13 protein-coding genes are annotated in these 20079 nt (G+C 48.9%); 1 reads left to right on the top strand and 12 read right to left on the bottom strand.

Going from position 1 to position 20079, the window contains the following annotated elements:
• Positions 1-130: 130 nt before the first annotated feature.
• From PXY01_RS13895 to selD, 6 genes are all read right to left on the bottom strand, one after another.
• Positions 131-2536, bottom strand: a complete 2406-nt coding sequence (locus PXY01_RS13895; RefSeq protein WP_127570621.1) for a polyprenyl synthetase family protein — start codon at positions 2534-2536, stop codon at positions 131-133.
• A 165-nt stretch (positions 2537-2701) separates the two neighbouring features.
• A complete protein-coding gene (locus tag PXY01_RS13890; RefSeq protein WP_127570620.1) occupies positions 2702-3031 on the bottom strand; it encodes a hypothetical protein in 330 nt (109 codons plus the stop codon).
• 355 nt (positions 3032-3386) lie between these two features.
• Entirely contained in the window at positions 3387-6176 is a 2790-nt protein-coding gene (locus PXY01_RS13885; protein ID WP_127570619.1) for a glycoside hydrolase family 3 C-terminal domain-containing protein, read from the bottom strand.
• A 109-nt stretch (positions 6177-6285) separates the two neighbouring features.
• On the bottom strand, positions 6286-6939 hold the full coding sequence (locus PXY01_RS13880; protein ID WP_127570618.1) for a M48 family metallopeptidase: 654 nt from the start codon (positions 6937-6939) through the stop codon (positions 6286-6288).
• Between the two features lie 139 nt (positions 6940-7078).
• The gene (gene mnmH / locus PXY01_RS13875) at positions 7079-8134 is read right to left on the bottom strand and encodes a tRNA 2-selenouridine(34) synthase MnmH (RefSeq protein ID WP_127570617.1); all 1056 of its coding nucleotides are present in this window, start codon (positions 8132-8134) and stop codon (positions 7079-7081) included.
• 33 nt (positions 8135-8167) lie between these two features.
• Entirely contained in the window at positions 8168-9217 is a 1050-nt protein-coding gene (gene selD / locus PXY01_RS13870; RefSeq protein WP_127570726.1) for a selenide, water dikinase SelD, read from the bottom strand.
• Positions 9218-9305: 88 nt separating this feature from the next.
• On the opposite strand from selD, the gene PXY01_RS13865 reads away from it, so the two are divergent.
• Positions 9306-10385, top strand: a complete 1080-nt coding sequence (locus PXY01_RS13865) for a permease (protein ID WP_127570616.1) — start codon at positions 9306-9308, stop codon at positions 10383-10385.
• 63 nt (positions 10386-10448) lie between these two features.
• Here PXY01_RS13865 and PXY01_RS13860 read toward each other — a convergent pair whose 3' ends face one another.
• From PXY01_RS13860 to PXY01_RS13835, 6 genes are all read right to left on the bottom strand, one after another.
• On the bottom strand, positions 10449-12290 hold the full coding sequence (locus tag PXY01_RS13860) for a carbohydrate-binding protein (protein ID WP_281277889.1): 1842 nt from the start codon (positions 12288-12290) through the stop codon (positions 10449-10451).
• Between the two features lie 391 nt (positions 12291-12681).
• Complete coding sequence (locus PXY01_RS13855; RefSeq protein ID WP_127570614.1) at positions 12682-13056, bottom strand: PH domain-containing protein; 375 nt, start codon at positions 13054-13056, stop codon at positions 12682-12684.
• A 152-nt stretch (positions 13057-13208) separates the two neighbouring features.
• Positions 13209-14039 (bottom strand): YitT family protein, encoded by an 831-nt coding sequence (locus tag PXY01_RS13850; RefSeq protein WP_164744425.1) that lies wholly within the window; start codon positions 14037-14039, stop codon positions 13209-13211.
• A 68-nt stretch (positions 14040-14107) separates the two neighbouring features.
• Positions 14108-15322, bottom strand: coding sequence for a cation:proton antiporter (locus tag PXY01_RS13845; protein WP_127570612.1), 1215 nt, complete (start codon positions 15320-15322; stop codon positions 14108-14110).
• Positions 15323-15325: 3 nt separating this feature from the next.
• A complete protein-coding gene (locus tag PXY01_RS13840) occupies positions 15326-15820 on the bottom strand; it encodes a cation:proton antiporter regulatory subunit (protein ID WP_174721828.1) in 495 nt (164 codons plus the stop codon).
• 761 nt (positions 15821-16581) lie between these two features.
• Complete coding sequence (locus tag PXY01_RS13835; protein WP_164744424.1) at positions 16582-19779, bottom strand: S-layer homology domain-containing protein; 3198 nt, start codon at positions 19777-19779, stop codon at positions 16582-16584.
• Between the last annotated feature and the right edge of the window lie 300 nt (positions 19780-20079).

The following is a 20079-nucleotide window of genomic DNA, read 5'->3' as shown; positions in this document are numbered from 1 at the left end:
CGATAGACTCTAGCAAATGCATCTATCAGCCTACTCTAGCTTAATTCATAGACATGCGCACAGCAATAAGGGGCGGTCCATCCGTCAGTGTTCACTGACTATATATGGACAGCCCCTCGTCATCGTCCACTCAACGATCTCGATAAACAATAAAATTTAACAAATGTCTCAAGAAATCAACCTGACGCGGAAGCTCCTTAAGCGCTTCGACAGCCAGGCAATAATGCTGCCACATCGCCTTCCTCGCGCCGTCCTGCCCGAGAATCGTCACGAACGTCGACGTATTGTTCCCGGCATCCTGGCCGGCAGGCTTCCCCATCACCTTCTCGTCGCCCTCGGCATCAAGCAGATCGTCCTTAATTTGAAACGCGATGCCCGCGTGATAAGCGTATCGCTTCAATACGGAGATTTCCTGCTCCTCAACCATCGCCAGAATGGCAGGCATGACTAGGGCGGCTTCGAAAGCGATGCCGGTCTTGCAGTAACAGATCGTATTCAGCTGCTCTAGGGTAAGCGTCTTTCCTTTGGAGCTTAGATCCATCTCCTGCCCCATGCACAGCACTTCCGCTTGCCGAGCCGAATATTGAATTAATGACAGCACATGCTCCGCTTTGAAGGTGGTAAGTGACGTTTGCTCTTGAATCGCTTTCTGAATAAGAAGCAGGCCGGTTAATTCCGCCGTAGCGCTGTTATGGAGCTGGTGTAAAGTTATACGCCCGCGGCGGGTGGATGCATTATCCTGAGAAGGCAAATCATCAAAAATAAGCGATGCTGTATGCATATACTCCAACGAACGCAATAAGGGCACGATCGCCTCCGCTTGCAGACCATATACCTGCACCCCCATAACCCACGCCAGTACTGGACGCAGACGTTTGCCGTCTCCTTCAAGACTATAATTCGCCGCTTTAATCAGCGTCTCATCCACATCCGGTATTCCGGACGGCTTCACTACCTGAAGCGTGCTGTTAATTTGATCGCGGGCGATCCGAACCGTCTCCTGGAACTGCTCTTGCTGCTGCCGGTCAGTGCGAAGCACGCGGATAAGCTGATCCCGAAGCAGTTTATCGAGAAAATCAATATCATCCGCCTGATCGACCATCCGCTGCACAAGTCGGTTGAACGACGGGTTGCCGGAAGCGAAGATGTCCATCACTCGGTTATACTCATCGGCGCCAAGGCGCGATTTATATCTTCTGAGCCCATTGATAGCCCGGTTTAGAATGACCTCCCGGGTATCTTTATCGGAACGGTATACGTGATGAACGAGATGGTAGATAACGGCCCAATACATTTCGAATGGGTTAATCAGATCCGGACGCTGCTCGCGGTATTGATAATAATAAGTAAATGGCGTCACCGCTTTATCGTTCCAATCATCGAACAGATCAGCGAAATCGTCCGCCAGCTGGTTATAGATACCGTAATAGAACGTTCGGCTCTCGAAGCCCTCTTCCAGCGGTGCACGAATGACGGAACGGGCAATCAAACGGGATGAGGCCGATTTCAATATAATCGGAATATACAATTCTTCGTTCGTATATGCGGCGTATGCCATTTCCTTCGCACGATCGATCTCCTGCGAATGAAAGAAGACGAACGCCTGCTCGAAGAACAACTGGCGCTCCTCCGGCCGTTGATGATGCCGAATATATTCGAACGCCTCTGACAGCTCCGACTGAATGAACCGAAATAAACTGTTATCCGTCACACTCCATTCGCTGAGCTCCGGAACCTCGCCTGTAAGAAGTGCTTTTCGAATAATACCGGAGTACCACACTTTCTCATCGGCGGTTAGCGCATGCGAGTCGAGCAAGTCATCGATATACGGATAGGTCAATCCGTAAGAATAACCAAGCCGGATGGCTTCATCCAGCCGGCGGGCGCGTTCATCAGGAGCTGCCTGACTCCCGAGTTCCTCGATTACATGCAGCACAACGCCAAGAATAATCTTGATCAGCTTCCGCTGGGCGTGCTCGGCGTTCATTCCATCTGGAATGTGGCCCGCGACGGTCTTCAACTTCTCCATGACCCAAATCGCAGCAGACTCAATGCCCTCCTGTCGCGCCCATTGATAGAAATCTGCAACGCTAATAAAGGAATCATTGCCGCCTCGCTCCGTTGACGCCGACGATACAAGCCACCGCTTCACGTCTGCAGCAATGCGCTGAATTCGGCTGCGCGTATGCGGCGATTCCATCGCTGCGCCAATGTCTCTCATATAGATGTAGCGAATGCTGCGGTCCAGATAATCGTCCAGCTTATTCGTATGATGCAGCCAGCGAATATATCGGTTATGATCTTCGCCATTGAATGGTTGCCTGCCCCGCGCCAGCCGCGGCAGCCAGGGCCAGCGGCGTATGTGATGGCTTTTCCATTGCTGTATATCTTCCGTTAGCACCGATACATAAGCCTTGCTTATCACCTGCTCGTACAGCGCTTCAAAATAACGAGCAGCCTTCTGCTCCGCCAGCTGATAACACGCATCCGGCTGAACGAGAAGGCTCTCATGCTTAAGATTGTTCATAGGATGCATAGGTGGATAACCTCAACTTCTATTGTTGTTCGAGCATAGGGATTTAAGGAGGTACAGATTCCTATTCATACGTCAAAAAGTTGACATGGTTGCGCATCCAGCATGATGGGGTGCTGCGGGGTTCGCGAGAGGCACTATTTTAATTGTATGGAAGCCGTTCTTCGATTAGTCCTTATCGTTCGGGCAAGGGCCGATCTGCTTGAACTCGACGAGGATGCCTCCGCTAACTCCTTCAGACGGATAGCCGGCTTCTTCGCGCAGCCTTTTCGCCTCGTATTCCGATACCTCAATCTGGACGGTCTCATGGGGAACCGCACAGCCATCCACGATCATCTGACTGTCGGAGGCAGTGGAAGGAGCAGTGCCAGGGTAAGCTTCGACTATTGCGCCGGGAGGATAGACATACACCCGTTCCTCCATTGATTGAGCATTCGCGACGACTAATACCCCAATGCCCGCAAGGATACATAAAACACCGATTAGACGAATTCTCACGGAGCGACTCTCCCTCTTCGTAATTATGGATTTATCATAACAGATGTAACTAATGAATGGAATTTATTAAAATCAAACAACCCCCAGCCGAATGCAGCCGGGGGAGCATCATACAATAGCTATCTATTCCGTCATTAATTCGCAACTTCCTTGCTCCGGTTCGCCTCTGTTTCACTCAAGCGCGCCGCAACCAGACGGCAGATGGTTTCGATCGATAAATAGGCCAAATCCATGCATTCGTTACATTAATTCGGATATTTGGCTTGATAAGAATTTTCGTGAGTAAAGGAGCGGTCCGTCCGTCAGCTTTCACTTACTTTCAGCAGCTGCCCCTTTACTCATACGATGAAATATTCTATTCCTGTACGAATTCGATCCAGTCAATGTCCATGCCTGGCTTAGCCACTTCCAGCTTCAGCTCGTACAGTCCCGCTGGCAGCTCTACCTTCACCAGCTTCTGCCGAATCCAGTTGCCTGCGGTACCGTTCGTCTGTATGGTCGTCATCAATTGGCCATTGACGTATAGGTTAGTTGCGCATTGCGCCCAGACTTGCTCTGCAGACATCAAATGGACCGTCATCCGGTAAGTACCGCTTTGCTCTACCTGCATAATATACGGCCCTTCTCCGGTCACCTTCACCTGTGCAGCGGCTGCGAGCGATTGAGCTTGCGCCGGCGACAGATCTGGGTTCGGATTAAACCGCTCTGCATTCTCCTCTACTGCCCACTTACGGGAGAACACTGGCGCCTTGATTATAAATTGACAAATGTTCATGGCGCTGCGCTGCAATTCGCCGCGCGTCAGCGTACCATTGTCTAGCGAGGCGATCGTATTGTCTCCCCACACGTTCGATGCTGCGCCATAGTTCGAGACGACCATATAAAGGTCATTCTGCGAACGGACCATTGAGTTCGTATAGCTTCGGTCCGAAGGACCGCCATGAATGACGTCGTTCATCACCGCCCACCAGTCGGTCATGACGATTCCCGTGAAGCTCCATTCACCGCGCAGAATTGTCGTATTCAAATCATAGTTCGATGCCGACCAATGCCCATTGATCGGGTTGTAAGACGTCATAATCGAAGTTGCGCCGCCCTGCTTAACCGCGATCTCGAACCCTTTCAAATAAATTTCTCTTAACGCACGCTCCGACACGGCCGCATCTACTTTCGTACGGTACTTCTCTTGGTTATTGCAGGCAAAGTGCTTAAGCGTCGCATTCGAGCCGCCCTGCTTAATCCCTCGCGTAACCGCTGCAGCGAACAGACCTGACACAAGCGGATCCTCCGAGAAGTATTCGAAGTTGCGTCCGTTAAGCGGGCTACGGCGAATGTTCAAGCCAGGTCCCAGCAAAGTATCAATATCGTTGCGCAGAAGCTCTTGGCCTTCCATCACGTACAGCTCTTCAATTAAAGGAATATTCCAAGTCGCAGCCAGCAGCGTTCCGATCGCTACCTGCGTAGCTTTATGCCCACTGTCCATCCGAATGCCAGACGGACCATCGGCCGTACATGCCAGTGGAATGCCATAACCGAGCAAGCTCTCAGTTACGCCGCCGAAAGCGGAAGCCGTACCCGGCGTGACGAGCGGACTGCTCATCCCTTCGCCGCGGACGATTGCCGCCAGATCTTCATCGCTCAGCTGAGCGATGAAGGCTTCCATGCTCACTTTGCCGTCTGCAACATCCTGCAGCTTATAGCCCCGATCACCGGTCTGCTCCAGCGTTACAGGAAGATTGCGCTCGATTCGTTCGGCCAGCGAGATTTGACGCTGTGGCACAGGGGCTGATACGAGCTCATACGTGCCATCCGCCTTACGGGCACCAGGAGCAAACCGAGTAAAGCTTGCGGTCGGCGCCAGCGCCTCGGACAGCTGTTCCACAACGCGAAGCGTTTCGACCCTATAACTGCCTTGGCCGTTAACGTTAACAGCGGTTACATTTCTGACGCTGTTACCGACATGAATGAGGTACTCGCCCTCCTCCAGCACGTAAGCGGAAGCGTGTCCCGTAACGCCGGCATCGTCATAAGAAGCCATCGAAGCAACCGGAAAGCTGATAACAAGACGCTCCGATTGGCCCGGTTGCAGCAGCTTCGTCTTCGCGAATGCCGCAAGCGCCTTCACCGGCTTGCCGAGCTTGCCTTGCGGCGCTTCATAATACACCTGAACGACCTCTTGACCGGCATAGTCAGATCCGATATTCGTTACCGTAACTCCAATTTCAATCAACTCAGCGTCAGCTTCATGAACAAGCTTCGCTTCCTCCGGCTTAACCTCGAAAGAGGTGTACGACATACCGTATCCGAACTCGAATTGCACCTTCTCTGGGCAGAACGTCTCGAAATAACGGTAACCGACATAAATATCTTCTTCATAGATATTTTGAAACTCATTGCCATAGTTGCGGGTCGACGGATAATCGTCCAGCGAATAAGCGATCGTATCTGTCAGCTTGCCGCTCGGAACGACGTCACCTACGAGCACATCGGCAATCGCGTTACCGCCTTCCATACCGCCCTGCCAAGCATAAATAACGCCTGCAATCGGGTACACATAATCCGCGTCCAGCCAGCTCATATCAATAATGTTCGAAACGTTCAGCACGACGATCGTCTGCTCGAAATAAGACGTTACCTGCTGCAGCATCGCTATCTCATCCGCTGTGAGCAAGTAGCTGCCCGGAGCATTCGCATTATCCTGATCTTCTCCTGCCGTCCGGCCGATGACCACAATCGCCTTGTCGGAACGGCTTCTAGCTGCTGACACAAGCTCTGTCGTTAGCGGCATCTCCTGCTGATGCCACGGCTCGGCCGCCCATGCGCCTCCTCCGTTGTCGAACGGATTGAGCTCGACCCACTTCTCATATACCGCTGCCAGTTCTTCGTTCACGTGTATGCCTGTCTTGCTCCGAAGGCCGTCAAGCAGGTTTGTCGTATAGACAACGTTAACGCTGCCGCCTGATCCCGTGCCGCTTCGGTAGTAATTAATTTGCGTTCTTCCGAAAACGGAAACGTTTTCGGAAGGGCGAATCGGAAGAACTTGATTCTCGTTACGTAACAATACGGCGCCTTCTGCCGCGACCTTTCTGCTGATTTCAGCAAACCCTTCCAATGGAACGCCTAGCTTCGATGGTTGTGTGCTCATGATATTAATCTCTCCAGACTATAATTGTAATGAAATCAGCTGCTAATCCCTATCATAGCAAACTATTCCGCCAAACATAACTATAAATAAATAATTAATGAACGGCCGATCAAAAGGTCAAGGCAGGGCCATACTTGGTAAGAAACGCTTCCTTCTCCTTATAATCCGGCATAATGCTCCCTACTCGCCGCCAGAAAGAGCGATCATGATTCATATGGGTCAGATGACACAGCTCATGAATAATAACGTAATCAATAACTTCAATTGGTGCCATGGCCAGCCGGTAGTTGAAGGTCAAATGCTTACTCGAGCTGCAACTGCCCCATTTGGTTCTGGACTCGACAATCTCAACCGATTTAGCCGCCACCTTCAGCCGCTTCTCATAATACGGCATACGCTCCAGCACAATCTTCTTACAGCTTGCAAAATAAAACTTTTTGAGCCGCCGCTTAAGCTCCTCATCGTCAGCAGCCGACGTGTCGATCAGCTCATCTAGATTATAATATCGACCGAGATGAAGGAATTGGCTGCGTTCATTGTACGCTCGTGGCTGCTGCGCTTCACGGCTTTTCTCGATTGTATCCAGCTGAGCCGCGAGCTGTTCACTATACTGTCTTACTGCCCGCTCGATCAAATCGTCGTTCGTGCCGTTCGGAGCTTTCACGGTTACGAGTCCGGTAGAGTCAACATGAATGGAGAGCTTACTCCCGCGCCCGTAAGCGACATGTACGTCAACCGTTCGCTGTCCAAGTTCTATTCTCATAATCGCCGCCATCTTTTCCCAATAAAATATTCAAATCTCCCCGTACTTATATTATCGAAGCTTTCGGTATTCCGCAAAAGACTAATCCTAACTGCCGCTGATAAAAAAGAAAGCCCCGCCATTCACGGCTGGGCTTTCTTCATATCCTCAACTTATTCATTACATTAGGCGAGCGCGAGAGATATGCCTTTATCGCCTGCGTCGCTTCAGCAATCGTCTTCGCGTCAATAACGACTCGAGCCTGCTCATACTGCTGCATGGCATATTCATAACGTGGATCGTAGTAATACTCCAGCAGAAGCCGGACTGCCTCGTGAAACTGATCCGCCTCCAGATACATTCCGATCTGCTTCGCGATCGGCGTATGAATGCGGTCCCGAATATGGTTAAAGCCTTTCATCAGCTCTTGCTTATAATTCCACGGTTCATAATCCTCCACTATATGCCTGACCCGCTCTTCAATCGGCAATTGGATAAAGAGCTGATCCGCTTCCTTCTTCTTATTTAACAAGAACTCTGGAAGCACCACTTTGCCGATTCGCTTGCTCTCCCCTTCCAGAAGCACATAGGGGGAATCCTCATACTTCAGCAGTTCGTTGAGAAGGAGCGAATCGAACGTTTTCTGGTTATGAGCCTTTAGTCCAACGTGTCCGAATATAGAGCCGCGATGGCCAGCCATGCCTTCCAGATCAAGCACCGGATGCCCTTCGTCTTGAAGCTGGCGAAGAATGACCGTTTTCCCTGTTCCGGTATGACCCAGCAGCACGATCGGGCGCGGCTTAAGCTCGAAATGCTCCAGTGTCTCGACGACCCACCTGCGATAGGTACGATAGCCGCCGGTCAGACGATACACTCGAATGCCCATCAGAGACAATACCGTCGCCGTCGTCTTGCTTCGCATGCCGCCGCGCCAGCAGAAGACCGCCTTCTGGTCTTTGATCTGCTCGAATGCTTTAATAAAGGCCGGGAGCTTGGCGGAGAACAACTCGAGCCCTCTGTCCTTTGCCGCTTGAACGCTTACTTGCTTATAGATTGTGCCGACCTCCGCACGCTCTGCATCATCGAACAACGGGATATTGAGACTTCCCGGAATCGTCGATTCAGCGTACTCGGACGGCGAGCGCACATCGATTGTTACGATCTCCTTCTTATCCTTTAACGCGAACAATTCCTCGATGCTAATATCCTGAAACAAAAGGATCGTCTCCTAACCATCTTAAGGTGCGATCTACTGTACGACGATATGTCCGGGTTGGTCGGCGGTCGTCTCTCCAATGATGGCCGCTTCAACTCCTGCCTGCTTCAGCTTGCCAAGCAGTTCCTCTGCCTGATGACTGGCTACGGAGATAAGCAGTCCTCCAGACGTTACAGCATCGCACAAAATCCATTGCCCCACCTGATCGAGCGACTCCGGGAACGTAACCGATTCGTGAACATGCGCGAAATTGTTCTTGGTGCCCCCTGGGACAAAGCCTTCCTCCGCCAGCTCTCTTACTCTTGGCAGAATCGGAACGTCCGCCGCACGGATCCGAATACCGACACTGCTTCCTCTGGCAATTTCGAGCGTATGGCCCATGAGCCCAAAGCCGGTAATGTCTGTGCAAGCATGCACTTCGTAGGACTCCATTGTCTCGGCAGCCGTTCTATTCAATGTCGCCATCACTTTGGTTACCCGCTGCACCTCCTCCTGCGACAGCTTGTCCTTCTTAATGGAGGTCGTCAGGATGCCGACCCCAATCGGCTTCGTTACGATCAGCTTATCTCCCGGCTGCGCTCCCGCATTCGTACGCACTTTATCCGGGTGAATCAGTCCGGTAACCGCGAGCCCGAACTTCGGCTCATTATCATCGATGGAATGACCGCCGACAAGCGTAACGCCCGCTTCCTTCATTTTGTCCCCAGCACCGCGCAGTATATCTGCCAGTACCTGCTTATCGAGCGTACGAATGGGGAAGGCTACAATATTGAGCGCTGTAAGCGGCCGACCGCCCATCGCATAAATATCGCTAATCGCATTCGCGGCAGCAACTTGTCCGAATGAATACGGGTCGTCAACGATTGGCGTGAAGAAATCGACCGTCTGCACAAGGGCAAGGTCATCGCTCAGCTTGTACACCCCTGCGTCATCGCTCGTATCCAAGCCGACAAGAAGATTGGGGTCAGGAGCAGCAAGCGGTAACGTTCGAAGCACTTGAGACAGATCGCCGGGCCCGATTTTGCAGCCGCAGCCGCCTTTGGTGGAATAAGAGGTCAGCTTGATTTTATCTGTGTTGGACATCAAGATCGTATCCTTCCTTGTATGATCACCTTGTTATGTTACCCAATTAGTCGATTATTTTCCTAAATATCGAATACCGGAGGATTCCATGACATCAAAAGACCGTACTATACAACAGTCAGATAACGTCAACATAAAGATCATTATCTCGGTGATCGTATTTCTGATCGTTGCCATTGCAGGATTAACGTACGTCAAATGGTGGCCGTATTATTTGAAGGCGTTGGATGCGGCTGCAAAGCATACGATCGGCGGCTCAATCGTAACGGGCGGACAAAAGCTAGCACCCGATCCGTCGTGGCAGTCAGCTTGGGATTATGCCAAAACCTATTACAACTCAGTATGGAAGGCGGCCGTACTGGGTATCTTACTGGGCTCGCTGCTGCAAGTGCTTATTCCGTCGAGCTGGCTGCTCAAAGCGCTTGGCCGAACCTCGTTCGGCAGCACTTTAGTCGGCGGCGTCGCCGCAATACCGGGCATGATGTGCTCGTGCTGTGCGGCTCCCGTTACAGTAGGCTTGCGTAAGAAGAAGGCATCCGTCGGCGCGAGCCTCGCATTCTGGCTGGGCAATCCGACCATAAATCCGGCAACGCTCGTCTTCATGACCTTCGTTCTATCGTGGAGGTTCACGGTGCTGCGGCTCGTGTTCGGATTGCTGCTCACATTCGGCGTCAGCTATTTCGCAAACCGGTTCGCCGCGAACGAAACTTTGCCTGATCAGGTGGCACAGGCTCCGAAGAAGCTGCAGCAGGAAGAACAATCCGCACCACTTATCATCCGATGGCTGAAAGCGGTCGGGAGCATGCTACTGCATATTGTTCCCGCTTATATCATTGCAGTGCTGCTGCTCGGTGCAGCAAGAGCCTGGCTGTTCCCATCGATTGGAGAGACGGCATCGAATAACATTCTTCTTATCGTAGCGTTCGCCATTGCCGGTATGCTGTTCGTCATCCCTACGGCAGCAGAAATTCCGATCATTCAGACGATGATGTCCTTCGGGCTGGGCACAGGACCGGCAGCAGCACTGCTGCTGACACTGCCTTCCATCAGCCTTCCGTCCATTCTCATGGTCGCCAGATCGTTCCCCCGGAAGGTCCTGTTGTTCGTTGTTGCGTCGGTCGTCGTGCTTGGTGTGTTAAGCGGTGTCGTTGGAGCGGTTATCCTATAACAAAAGGAGCTTGCGACGGATGTCGTCACAAGCTCCTTCTTATTTAAAGCTATACTACCCTGATTAGAGTGAGAACTCCAAATAATCCAGCACAGCATCCCATGTTCCGTTGTCGGTCGTTACAATAAGCTTAATGTTGGTTGGTCCGGTTACATGCGATACATTGGACAATGTCTGTACCGTTGGCGTCGTTCCCGTAAAGTAGAAGGAGCCGACCGTCGTGCCGCCGATTTGCAGATCAACCCTTGCTGTACTGGAGTTCGTTGAAGCCCCCCTGAGCGAGAACGTATGCGTAGAGTAAGCAAAATATTGATCGAATGAGGCACTATCGTTATTCGCATACAAGGCTACTCCGTTAAATGGAGAGCTGATTTTCCCTGCGTATTGCCCACTTAACGTCATATTCTCAACCTCGACTCTTGTTACTGAGCCAGAGCCTGAGCCAGGGTTCGTGCCAGGGTCCGAACCTGGGTCCGAGCCAGAACCGGAGCCTGCCGGATTCGTGGAGAACTGCCAGTAATCCAGGTTAAACAAATTGCCCGAGCCTGATCCGGTGAAGACAAGGTACAGCCGATGAACGCCTGTGATGTTGTTAACCGACGTCTCCACCTGCTTCCACGTCTGAGCCCCGCCGGTAGACGTCACGTTCAGCGTCCCAGCAAGCGTTCCCGTCGGACTATCAAGTCGAATCTCAATCTTGCCGCCTGAGGTGGAGGCGACATTCGCTTTGAATGACTTCGCGCCGCTTGAGCCGAAATCGGCATTGCCTACGGCGATCCAGTCCCCATTATGAATATTGGTCACGTTCTGGTTATTGAATGGCCCGCCCGCAGCCTGTGAGTTCTCCGTTGTAATTCCTGCGCTCCAGCCGATCGTTTCGGCTTCGGTACGGTTGTACGGATTCAGATTCGCGATCTGTGCAATGCCGGCCATATTCGCTTGTACCTCTTGAATCGTTCCATCTGCGTTATGCACCAGCTTATTAATATGCGGAGAACGATAGCCTTTGCCCGAGCCTAATTGAGCTTGGCTCACCGTCTGAGCATGATAGACGACATACCACTGGTTATTGAAATTGAATACCGCATGATGATTGTTGCCGCCCGATCCGAAGAAGACGGCTGGGTTTTTCAAGAAATGCCCTGCGTACGTGAAAGGCCCCATCGGGCTGTTGCTCACCATGTACCCGATCTCTCCTGCCGGATAAGCTGCCGGGTGAGTACCGGAGAAATTGATACAGTACGAGTAATAGTATTTGCCGTTATATTTATGAATGCCGGAATCCTCGAACATGAACGGAGCATCGATTGTGACAGGAGTACCGTTAAGACTAATCATATCGGCACCCAGCTTAGCCACTCGGGCTGTCTTCGGATTCGCAATGGATGACTGATCGGACGTATTCGGAATTCCTCCGCCCATGTATAGATAACCAGTCCCGTCATCATCCACCAGAACAGCCGGGTCGAACAACCACGTCACACCAGACATGTTAGGCGTGCTTCCTGTTACGAGTGCTCTGCCCAGAGGATCGCTCCACGGACCGATCGGTGAATCCGAGGTCAGTACCCCAATGCCCGATCCACCATTAGCAAAATAAAGAAAGAACTTATCTTTGCCGTTAATCGTTTTGCGTGCAACGGAAGGCGCCCAAGAGAGCGAGGCCCATTTGGCAATGCCTGCGCCATTGTTGGCGTTGTTTTGTCCCGCAACTGGAATCGAGCCATGGTCTGTCCAGTTCACCATATCAGCCGACGAGATGACGTTAATTTTCGTTAATGCACTAAAATCGTTGTCCTTCACCGTTCCATTGCTGTTGTAAACATACGCGTCGCTCGACATATAGACATATACTCTTCCGTTATAGACGAGTGCGAAAGGATCCGCTCCAAGCTTATGATCCATCAATGGATTGGAGTTGCCGGGCGTCTTAGCAAGCGCACTGTTAGCCGCATATGCGCTCGTTACTGGGAAGCAAGTCAGCAATAAGGCAAGAGCAGCTAGTAAAGCCGCAAATCTTCTGAATTTCAAGTTCATCTCCTCCTTTTTTGAAAACGTTTTCTCACGTGAGTAGATCATTTTATCGTTCCGAAAGGACTCCCCCCTTTGTTCGATCAATTATAAAGCTGCAAGACAGTCTCATTATAGAGTGCTTGCTTTACCGCATAAATAGAATTTCTTGTGATTTCCGTTTGAATATTTATCGTGCTGGTACTCCGCCTACAAATAACAAAAGCAAGGCACATTCGTCCAAGCGGACGCACCTTGCTTCCCTTGCCTGAGAGTTAAGTCAGTCTTAGTCTTGCAGCAGCGCGCTGGCAATCAGCTTATCGAACTTGCGAATATCGACACCTTTTTGCAGCTTTACTTTGATATGCCCGGCACGCGTCCACAGCTCCACCTCAGCATTGAAATCGAGAAATCTGCCTGCATTCTCCGTGGACCACATATTGATGAAGGAATACGGTAAGGAGTATATTTCAACCTTTTTGCCGGTAAGGCCCTGCACATCTTTCACGATCAGCCTTTTGTTCGTGAACACAGCCGTATCACGTAATGTTTTATACGCAGCTACCGCTGTCTCCCCTGAGACTAACAAGTCATTAACGTCTTGAGGAACGGGACATTCCGCGATTAAGGTCCATTCCAGAATGCTTTGTGTACCTGCCATCTTACAACAGCCTCCTACAGGTTAAAGTGCGTTGGGCTCCCATAATGAAATGATCTATAGCTCATTCATTATTATTACGCAAACACCGCAATTAACACTTATGATCGAAAGTATTAACCACCATATTTATGCCCAGTAGTACACCGTAAGATTTACATTGCAGACTCTTTGGTATATTCTAAACTGCTCTTAATTTGTACATTGGGATCAAGCGCTTTCAACCGTTCTCTCATGAATGGCACATCCGCGCGATGAACGATACAGAATGCTGTATTGTCCTCTGCGGTGGAGATCCATCGAATATGGAACGTATGCGAAGTAACGTGCTGTAATGAAGAAATTTCTTTGCTTCTGACCAAGAACCGTTTATAAGGCGTTAGCCCTGAGAAGCCCGCCTCAATCATGCAGTAAGCTAATGAATGTGCCAGAATGGAATAGACCGCTTGTTGAACTCCAAATACAGCCCCTGCCATAATAAGGATCGCAATATTGATCATAAAGATAATGATACTTGCCTTTGTACGTCCGAATTGCGGGAGACGCTTGACGGCCGATTCCGGCTCATCAAACCGTCCTCCGTAGCGCAGTACGATTCCACTCCCAATCCCTAGACAGGTACCGCCGAACAGTGCTGCAGCTAATGGCTCATCAACTAACGCCGCAACAGGATGAAACAAGTAAGTGAAAATGCCTACAACGACCAACGGAATGACGAAGGGCAGACGAATGGCCTTCGGCCTTACTGTATAAGTAATAAACGGCAAGTTAAAAAGAAATAATAGCAGACTTAGCTTCATCTCCGTCATATGAGAGACGAGGATGGACACCCCTGTAATTCCGCCTGTCGTTACTTGATTCGGTAATAAGAACAGTTCAAGTCCGATCGATATAATAAAACAGCCGGCGATAATAGCGAGGTAAGGAAAACCTTTCTTCAACCATGGAACGGACTTTAACGCATGAGCCGCATTCCAAAGAAACATCTGCTTAATCCTCCTCTTGAATGGCGAGAGCGAGAGACCATTCACGGTCTCTCGCTTAACCATAATCATTATGCTTGTCCGGGCTGATCCGATTTGGTTATGAATTTGAACAATCTATTAACCGCCTGATATACGTACTTCGATTCTTTCGCTAGAATAGGACCAAGAATAGCAAGAATCAGTACATATAAAGCGGCAAATGGCTGCAAAACCGCAAGCAGGCCTCCCTCCTTGCCTAAGTTCGCCATAATAATAGAAAACTCGCCGCGGGATACAATCGTTAGTCCGATATTCGTCGATGCTTTAGGTGATAGTCCTGCACTTCGGCCCGCCAGCAAGCCAGCTACATAGTTGCCGATCAGCGTAATAGCAACGGCGCCTAAAGATAACCATACCGTGTCGAGCAGCTCTAACGGATTAATCGTTAGACCGAAGCCGAAGAAGAAGACAGCACCGAAGAAGTCACGAAAGGGCAATATAAGCTGCTCAATTCGCTTCATATGCTCCGTCTCCGCTAGTACCAAACCGATCAATAAAGCTCCGATTGCTTCCGCAACATGAATCGTTTCGGAAAATCCGGCAACTAGGAACAGTCCGCCGAAAATAACTAAAGAGAATATTTCATTCGAGCGAATGCTTAATACCTTATTCAACAATGGGATCACTTTACGTCCAACGATCAATAGCAACAGCATAAAGCCCAAGGAGATGGCAGCCGACATTAAGACTCCTGTGAAAGATGCTGAGCCGCTCAGTATCAGCCCGGACAGAATTGAGATGTATACCGCCAGAAACACATCTTCGAACATCGTAATGCCGAGAATCATCTCCGTCTCCGGGTTCGCCGAGCGCTTCAAATCGATTAGCACTTTGGCAACGATGGCACTGGACGAAATCGTAGTAATGCCCGCTACAATCAACGTTTCCTTGAATGGAAATCCCGCTACGAAACCAAACAGCAGCCCTAATGTGAGATTGATCAGAATATAAATCGTTCCGCCAACGACAATGGACCTCCCCGACTTCACCAAGCGCCCGACCGAAAATTCAAGCCCAAGGTAAAATAACAGGAACAGCACTCCGATTCTGCCCATGAACTCGATTAGCGGAGCACTCTCAATAAACCGGAAATCAAAATGCCATATCTTCGGGGCGTGCGGGCCAACAGCCATCCCCATAAGGATATAGAACGGAATGACGGAGAACCGGAGCTTCGACGACAATAAGCCTGCTGCTGCAATGAGCACGACAGCTAAGCCAATCTCCAGTACGACGTGATTCATGCGTCAATCACCGCCATTCTGTAAAATTTCTTTAAGCTGTCTTAAATTTTTCCGTTCTCCCGCGACGATAAGGATCGATTCCTGAGTGATTACATGGTCCGGTCCGGGGTTAATGACCTTCGTTCCGTCTTTGTTCACAACAGCTATTATGGAGGCTCCTGTCTTCTGACGAACTTGAAGGCCGCCGATTGTATTGCCAATCGCCCTCGCGTGATGCTCGATTTTATACCACTCAATAATAAGATCGTCCAAGGCAACTTCAATCGTTTCCAACGCCTTCGGCTTGTAATTCATACCGCCGACGATACCGGCTACCATTCGCGCTTCATCATCGTCCAACGTAATCATTGAGATACTGTCATCCGGATCATCATGCTCAAAATGATACAGCTCACGTCGGCCATCTTCATGAATGATGACGACTAATTTATCTCCGCTCCGGCTCTCGATCTGATATTTCCTTCCGATTCCCGGCAAATCCGTTTCTCTTATATTCAAGCTCAACCCTCCAATATTCTAGAATTAATACAAATCCGATCAAGGATTAGAGCAGCCTAGAAAATTCGAGGTGAACTTGATTGGCATCAGAAGCAGTCTCTTGCGAAACAACAACACGTAAGGATATAGCAGGTTCGATAGTCGAATTATTCTGATAATTATCGATGGCATAAGGAACCGAACAAAATGAAGGAAAATGGCTAGGACAAGAAACGGATGACGTGGAAGTAAAGGCTGAATTCTGATAGATCGTGTTCTGGGGGAGCTGCTGTTAAGAATTGTTGTCTCAGTAGAATCGTGGAATGATATGGGTTCGGTTAATATAAATGAAATGGATAAGCACAGCATTATAATGAATGACGGAGCTAACTTGAACCAACGGGGTGGGGCCAGCCATTGTCGCATCTCACTCCTTCATTTTATAAGTTTTCCTTATAAGTGTAACACATTATAGATTATGAATCAAAAATCAGAGTATACCTCTCCCCCCTAATTTATACGGCCTACATGGATGATATCGCAAAGTCCTATGAGATTATCCGTGCAAGCAGTCGTGAATCCAATAAACTCATGAATGACAAAAAATCACGGCGCATCGGTCATGCTGGACCGAATACGCCGTGATTGGCTCGCTTTATGCTACTCTCGGGAGTACATCACATTGTCGATCAAATTTCTGATCATTTCATAGATGGCATACACCTTATTGTTCGTTGCATCATAGGTCACATCGGCGATCGAATCGCCCTACCAATTCCCATCTAAATAGGGACTGGAACTGGGTCCATTGTACTTTTACCAATAAATTCTATGTGCGTCTTGTTGTCCATTGCAGTCAATGCAATGATCTGATCGTCGCTAATAAATACTGATGTCCCAATTCCATCCATGTAGTATGATCCTATCTGTTGAAAATCACTATAGCTATATACATTAACAATATAATCTGTTAAGGTATAGAACTTATTACTTCCCAAATCAAATGCGATATCCTCGAAGCATTTATTCAAGCTAGACATATATTTCAAATCCGACGCTCCGAATACATTGCCTGCACCGTTAAAGATGTATTTACCGTCGGGCGAGAGCTTCATATTCGTTGACATGCTGTATTCACCATGATAAGGCGAATCACCTCTATCGTAAAATTGACCCGTATCAGTAATATAGTAAGACATAATATCTCTCGGACTCGTATCAGTATCAATGACGTAGAGCAGATCCAATGTAGGATGCATAAAAATGTAACATTTCTCAGCGAGCCCACTCGTTCCGCCCTCCACTAACGCCGATCCGTTCCTACGATAGGATTTAATACCGGAAAGCGGTCCTGCCCCTGAGGAAATATAGATATTACCGTAATGGTCTACTGCAATATCAAAGGGATCAATCTCAACATCATAAATATTTGTAATCGATAAACTAGCTGCATCAATTATTGCGATCGCACCACTTTCCTTCGCGCTATAAATTTTACGATCCATCTTGAGTAGTGAGACGAACAATTCCCCGTTCGCATACGTTATACTTTCCGGCGGTAAGTCAAAGCTGACGGAAGATAATTGCTTCGTTTCATAATTCAAAGCATAAACCTTCTTGTTCGTCTTATCTGTCATGTATAAAATCGGTTCGCTCGGATGCTGTACAGAATCTGTTAAGGTAAAGCTCACATCCATATACTCGTTGTAATACGGAGCGGCATTTACCGTCTGACTATAGCTCGACTCGACCGTTCCCCCGTTTGCCACCGCAGTCACTCTGTAGTACCTTGTCTTGCGTGGAGCAAGATCTCGATCGATAAAGCTAGTACCTGTAACTTTAATTTTTTCATTCATAGCATCCGTTATAGGGACATAGGCTCCATTCAACGAATCACTGCTATACACATAATAATATTCTGCTGCAGGATTAGCCTCCCACTGCAATTCAATTTCCGAATGGGATAAAGGTTGAGCCGTTACATTCGTTGGAGCATTGATTCGTTCACTTATTTCCTCTATTACCCATTTAAACTTTGCGCTGTCCCAGACTGCCCGGACGACCAATTTATTGCCATAAAATAACGTCAACTGATCACCATCTGCCAACGGCTTCATTCCTATTAGCTGCTGGTATTCAAGATCGTTAATCTCAACATCATTGATGAGATAACGAAGGCTGTTCGAACCATTGTAATATACGTGCCCATAGACGGATCCACTCACGGAAACGGCATCCAGAATCACAGGGAAATAGTACTCGTATACGTATACATCGATGTCTGGATTAATAAATGCAACAACTTGATTATTGCCAGGAACAGGACCGCCGGCTACGTTATATGCTCCAACCTTTCCGTTAATGGATGAATAGCTCACCTCCCGGCTTGTGGGGGATATCGAAAATCTCAAGCTGGAGTAATCTCCTTCAGCAGTAAAATACGAATATAACTGATCTCCGGCAATAAATATTGCTTCAATCCCGGGCAATTTGTTCAGATCTTGACCACCCGGATCCTTTCCTGGCGTACCAGTTTCCGGATTCGTTCCGTTACCCGTGTCTGGATTCGTTCCATTATCCGTACCCGGATTCGTGCTCGGGCTGCCGCTTGATGGAGGTATGAATATTCCTCCGCCTCCGGTCGAACCGGAATTACCAGTAATGCTCCGTCCATTAATGATGACCAGCACGACTCCGTCGCCCAGCTTGTAGCTTCCTACATTTTGCTCAATTGTGATGCCGTTCGCATTAACGGTGACGACCTTGATTGTGCCTTTACCACTAATCGTTATAGCTGCATTCAATACAACATTGTCCAACGTCGCTAAATCCTGAACATCGACCGTGCTGCCTTGTGCCGCATTGTTAATGACCAAATCGGCTACATTCGTAGAGCCTAAAATATCGAGAGCAGCTTGCGAATTCACGATGACCTTCTGGAATGCGCCCAGCAATTGTACGTTTGTGCCGGCACTCAACGTAATGATCTCAACTTCTTTGAAACCCTCATTGTTATTGTCCGATTCCAGCCTAGCTTGCGATTTAACAATCGTCCTGCTAATAACGGTGCTGCCTTGGGCTAATAGACGAACTTGCCCATTCGCTTTGTTGACGAGTACAACAGACAGAACAGAATTGTTCAAGACGACACTATTTGCACCGCCGCCTGCAACAATTGTTCTTCCTTTTACCGTAACGTTATCGAGGTACACTTCCCCTTCGCCAATCCCCGGAGCAAGGTACAAGTCCCCTTCAATCGTCGTATTCTTAAGCGTTACACCAGAAGTATTAATCGTCACATTACCCTGTACCGTCTGCTCAGCTTCACCGCCGACAGTACCCGGAGCTTGGATAAGCTTGCCTGCCGCCTTATCCAGTAATACTACGGCCTCCGCTCTTGTAATCGGCTTCAGCGGACGCAGTGTTTGATCCGGATATCCTTTCATATAGCCAGCAGTATAGAGAGAATTCAAGTAAGGTCTGCTCCACTGAGGAATTTGATCCGCATCCTTGAATGTGCTAAGTGCACTGTCGTCGCTCGGATGATCCAGCTTGAGCAGCGTATCGATCATTTTGGCCGCTTCTTGTCGGTTCACGCTAGCCCCAGGCTTGAAGCTTCCGTCCCCGAAGCCTGATATGTAACCTGCAAGTTTAGCTTTGACGATATCCGAATAATACCATTGACCTTCAGGCACATCGGTGAAGGGCTTCGTCTGATCTTGATCTGTGAACCCATAAACTCGATTAATTAATGCGACGAATTCTGCCCTGGAGATCGTCTGATTCGGCTTGAACGTATGATCCGCATAACCATTAATCAGCCCTTGATCCAACCAACGGGAGATTTCATCCTGCGCCCAACTGCCATTAATGTCGGAAATCTTCTCCGCGCTTTGAGCGTAAGCCACGCCTAAATTCGATGTAATTAATGATAGGATAAGGCATAAAGCTAGAACTGCATTTCTGCTGCGTTTGATCACGCTGATGGTCCTCCCCTGCTTTTTTCTAAGAGCGAACACCGATAATTTACGACCTTAATCTTTAATAGCATTCTTCTCTTAACTTTGTAAAAAATACAAATTATATTATCCTAAAATATACCATGTATACTTTTGAGAGACAAGAAAAGTATGGGTAAAAATCAACCAAGTTGAAGTGCATATCGGAAAATGGAAACACAGTGCCTGCATCAACGAAATCCCCGCAGTAATGTTATCGCAGCCTTGGAGAAACGCGATCCTCTCAAATTAGCATTCTTTAAAAAAACTCGACCTGTTTCG

Source organism: Paenibacillus xylaniclasticus (assembly GCF_004001065.1).
Taxonomy (GTDB): domain Bacteria; phylum Bacillota; class Bacilli; order Paenibacillales; family Paenibacillaceae; genus Paenibacillus_T; species Paenibacillus_T xylaniclasticus.
Note: the sequence above shows the minus strand (reverse complement) of the source record. Positions and strands in the feature narration are given on the sequence as shown.

Bases quoted from the DNA above. Each gene is read 5' to 3' on its own strand.
- PXY01_RS13880 (WP_127570618.1), bottom strand. From the start codon at position 6,939: ATGAGAATAGAACTTGGACAGCGAACGGTTGACGTACATGTCGCTTAC.
- PXY01_RS13895 (WP_127570621.1), bottom strand. From the start codon at position 2,536: ATGCATCCTATGAACAATCTTAAGCATGAGAGCCTTCTCGTTCAGCCG.
- PXY01_RS13885 (WP_127570619.1), bottom strand. From the start codon at position 6,176: ATGAGCACACAACCATCGAAGCTAGGCGTTCCATTGGAAGGGTTTGCT.
- selD (WP_127570726.1), bottom strand. From the start codon at position 9,217: ATGTCCAACACAGATAAAATCAAGCTGACCTCTTATTCCACCAAAGGC.
- PXY01_RS13850 (WP_164744425.1), bottom strand. From the start codon at position 14,039: ATGTTTCTTTGGAATGCGGCTCATGCGTTAAAGTCCGTTCCATGGTTG.
- PXY01_RS13865 (WP_127570616.1), top strand. From the start codon at position 9,306: ATGACATCAAAAGACCGTACTATACAACAGTCAGATAACGTCAACATA.
- PXY01_RS13860 (WP_281277889.1), bottom strand. From the start codon at position 12,290: ATGGATCATAAGCTTGGAGCGGATCCTTTCGCACTCGTCTATAACGGA.
- PXY01_RS13845 (WP_127570612.1), bottom strand. From the start codon at position 15,322: ATGAATCACGTCGTACTGGAGATTGGCTTAGCTGTCGTGCTCATTGCA.
- PXY01_RS13855 (WP_127570614.1), bottom strand. From the start codon at position 13,056: ATGGCAGGTACACAAAGCATTCTGGAATGGACCTTAATCGCGGAATGT.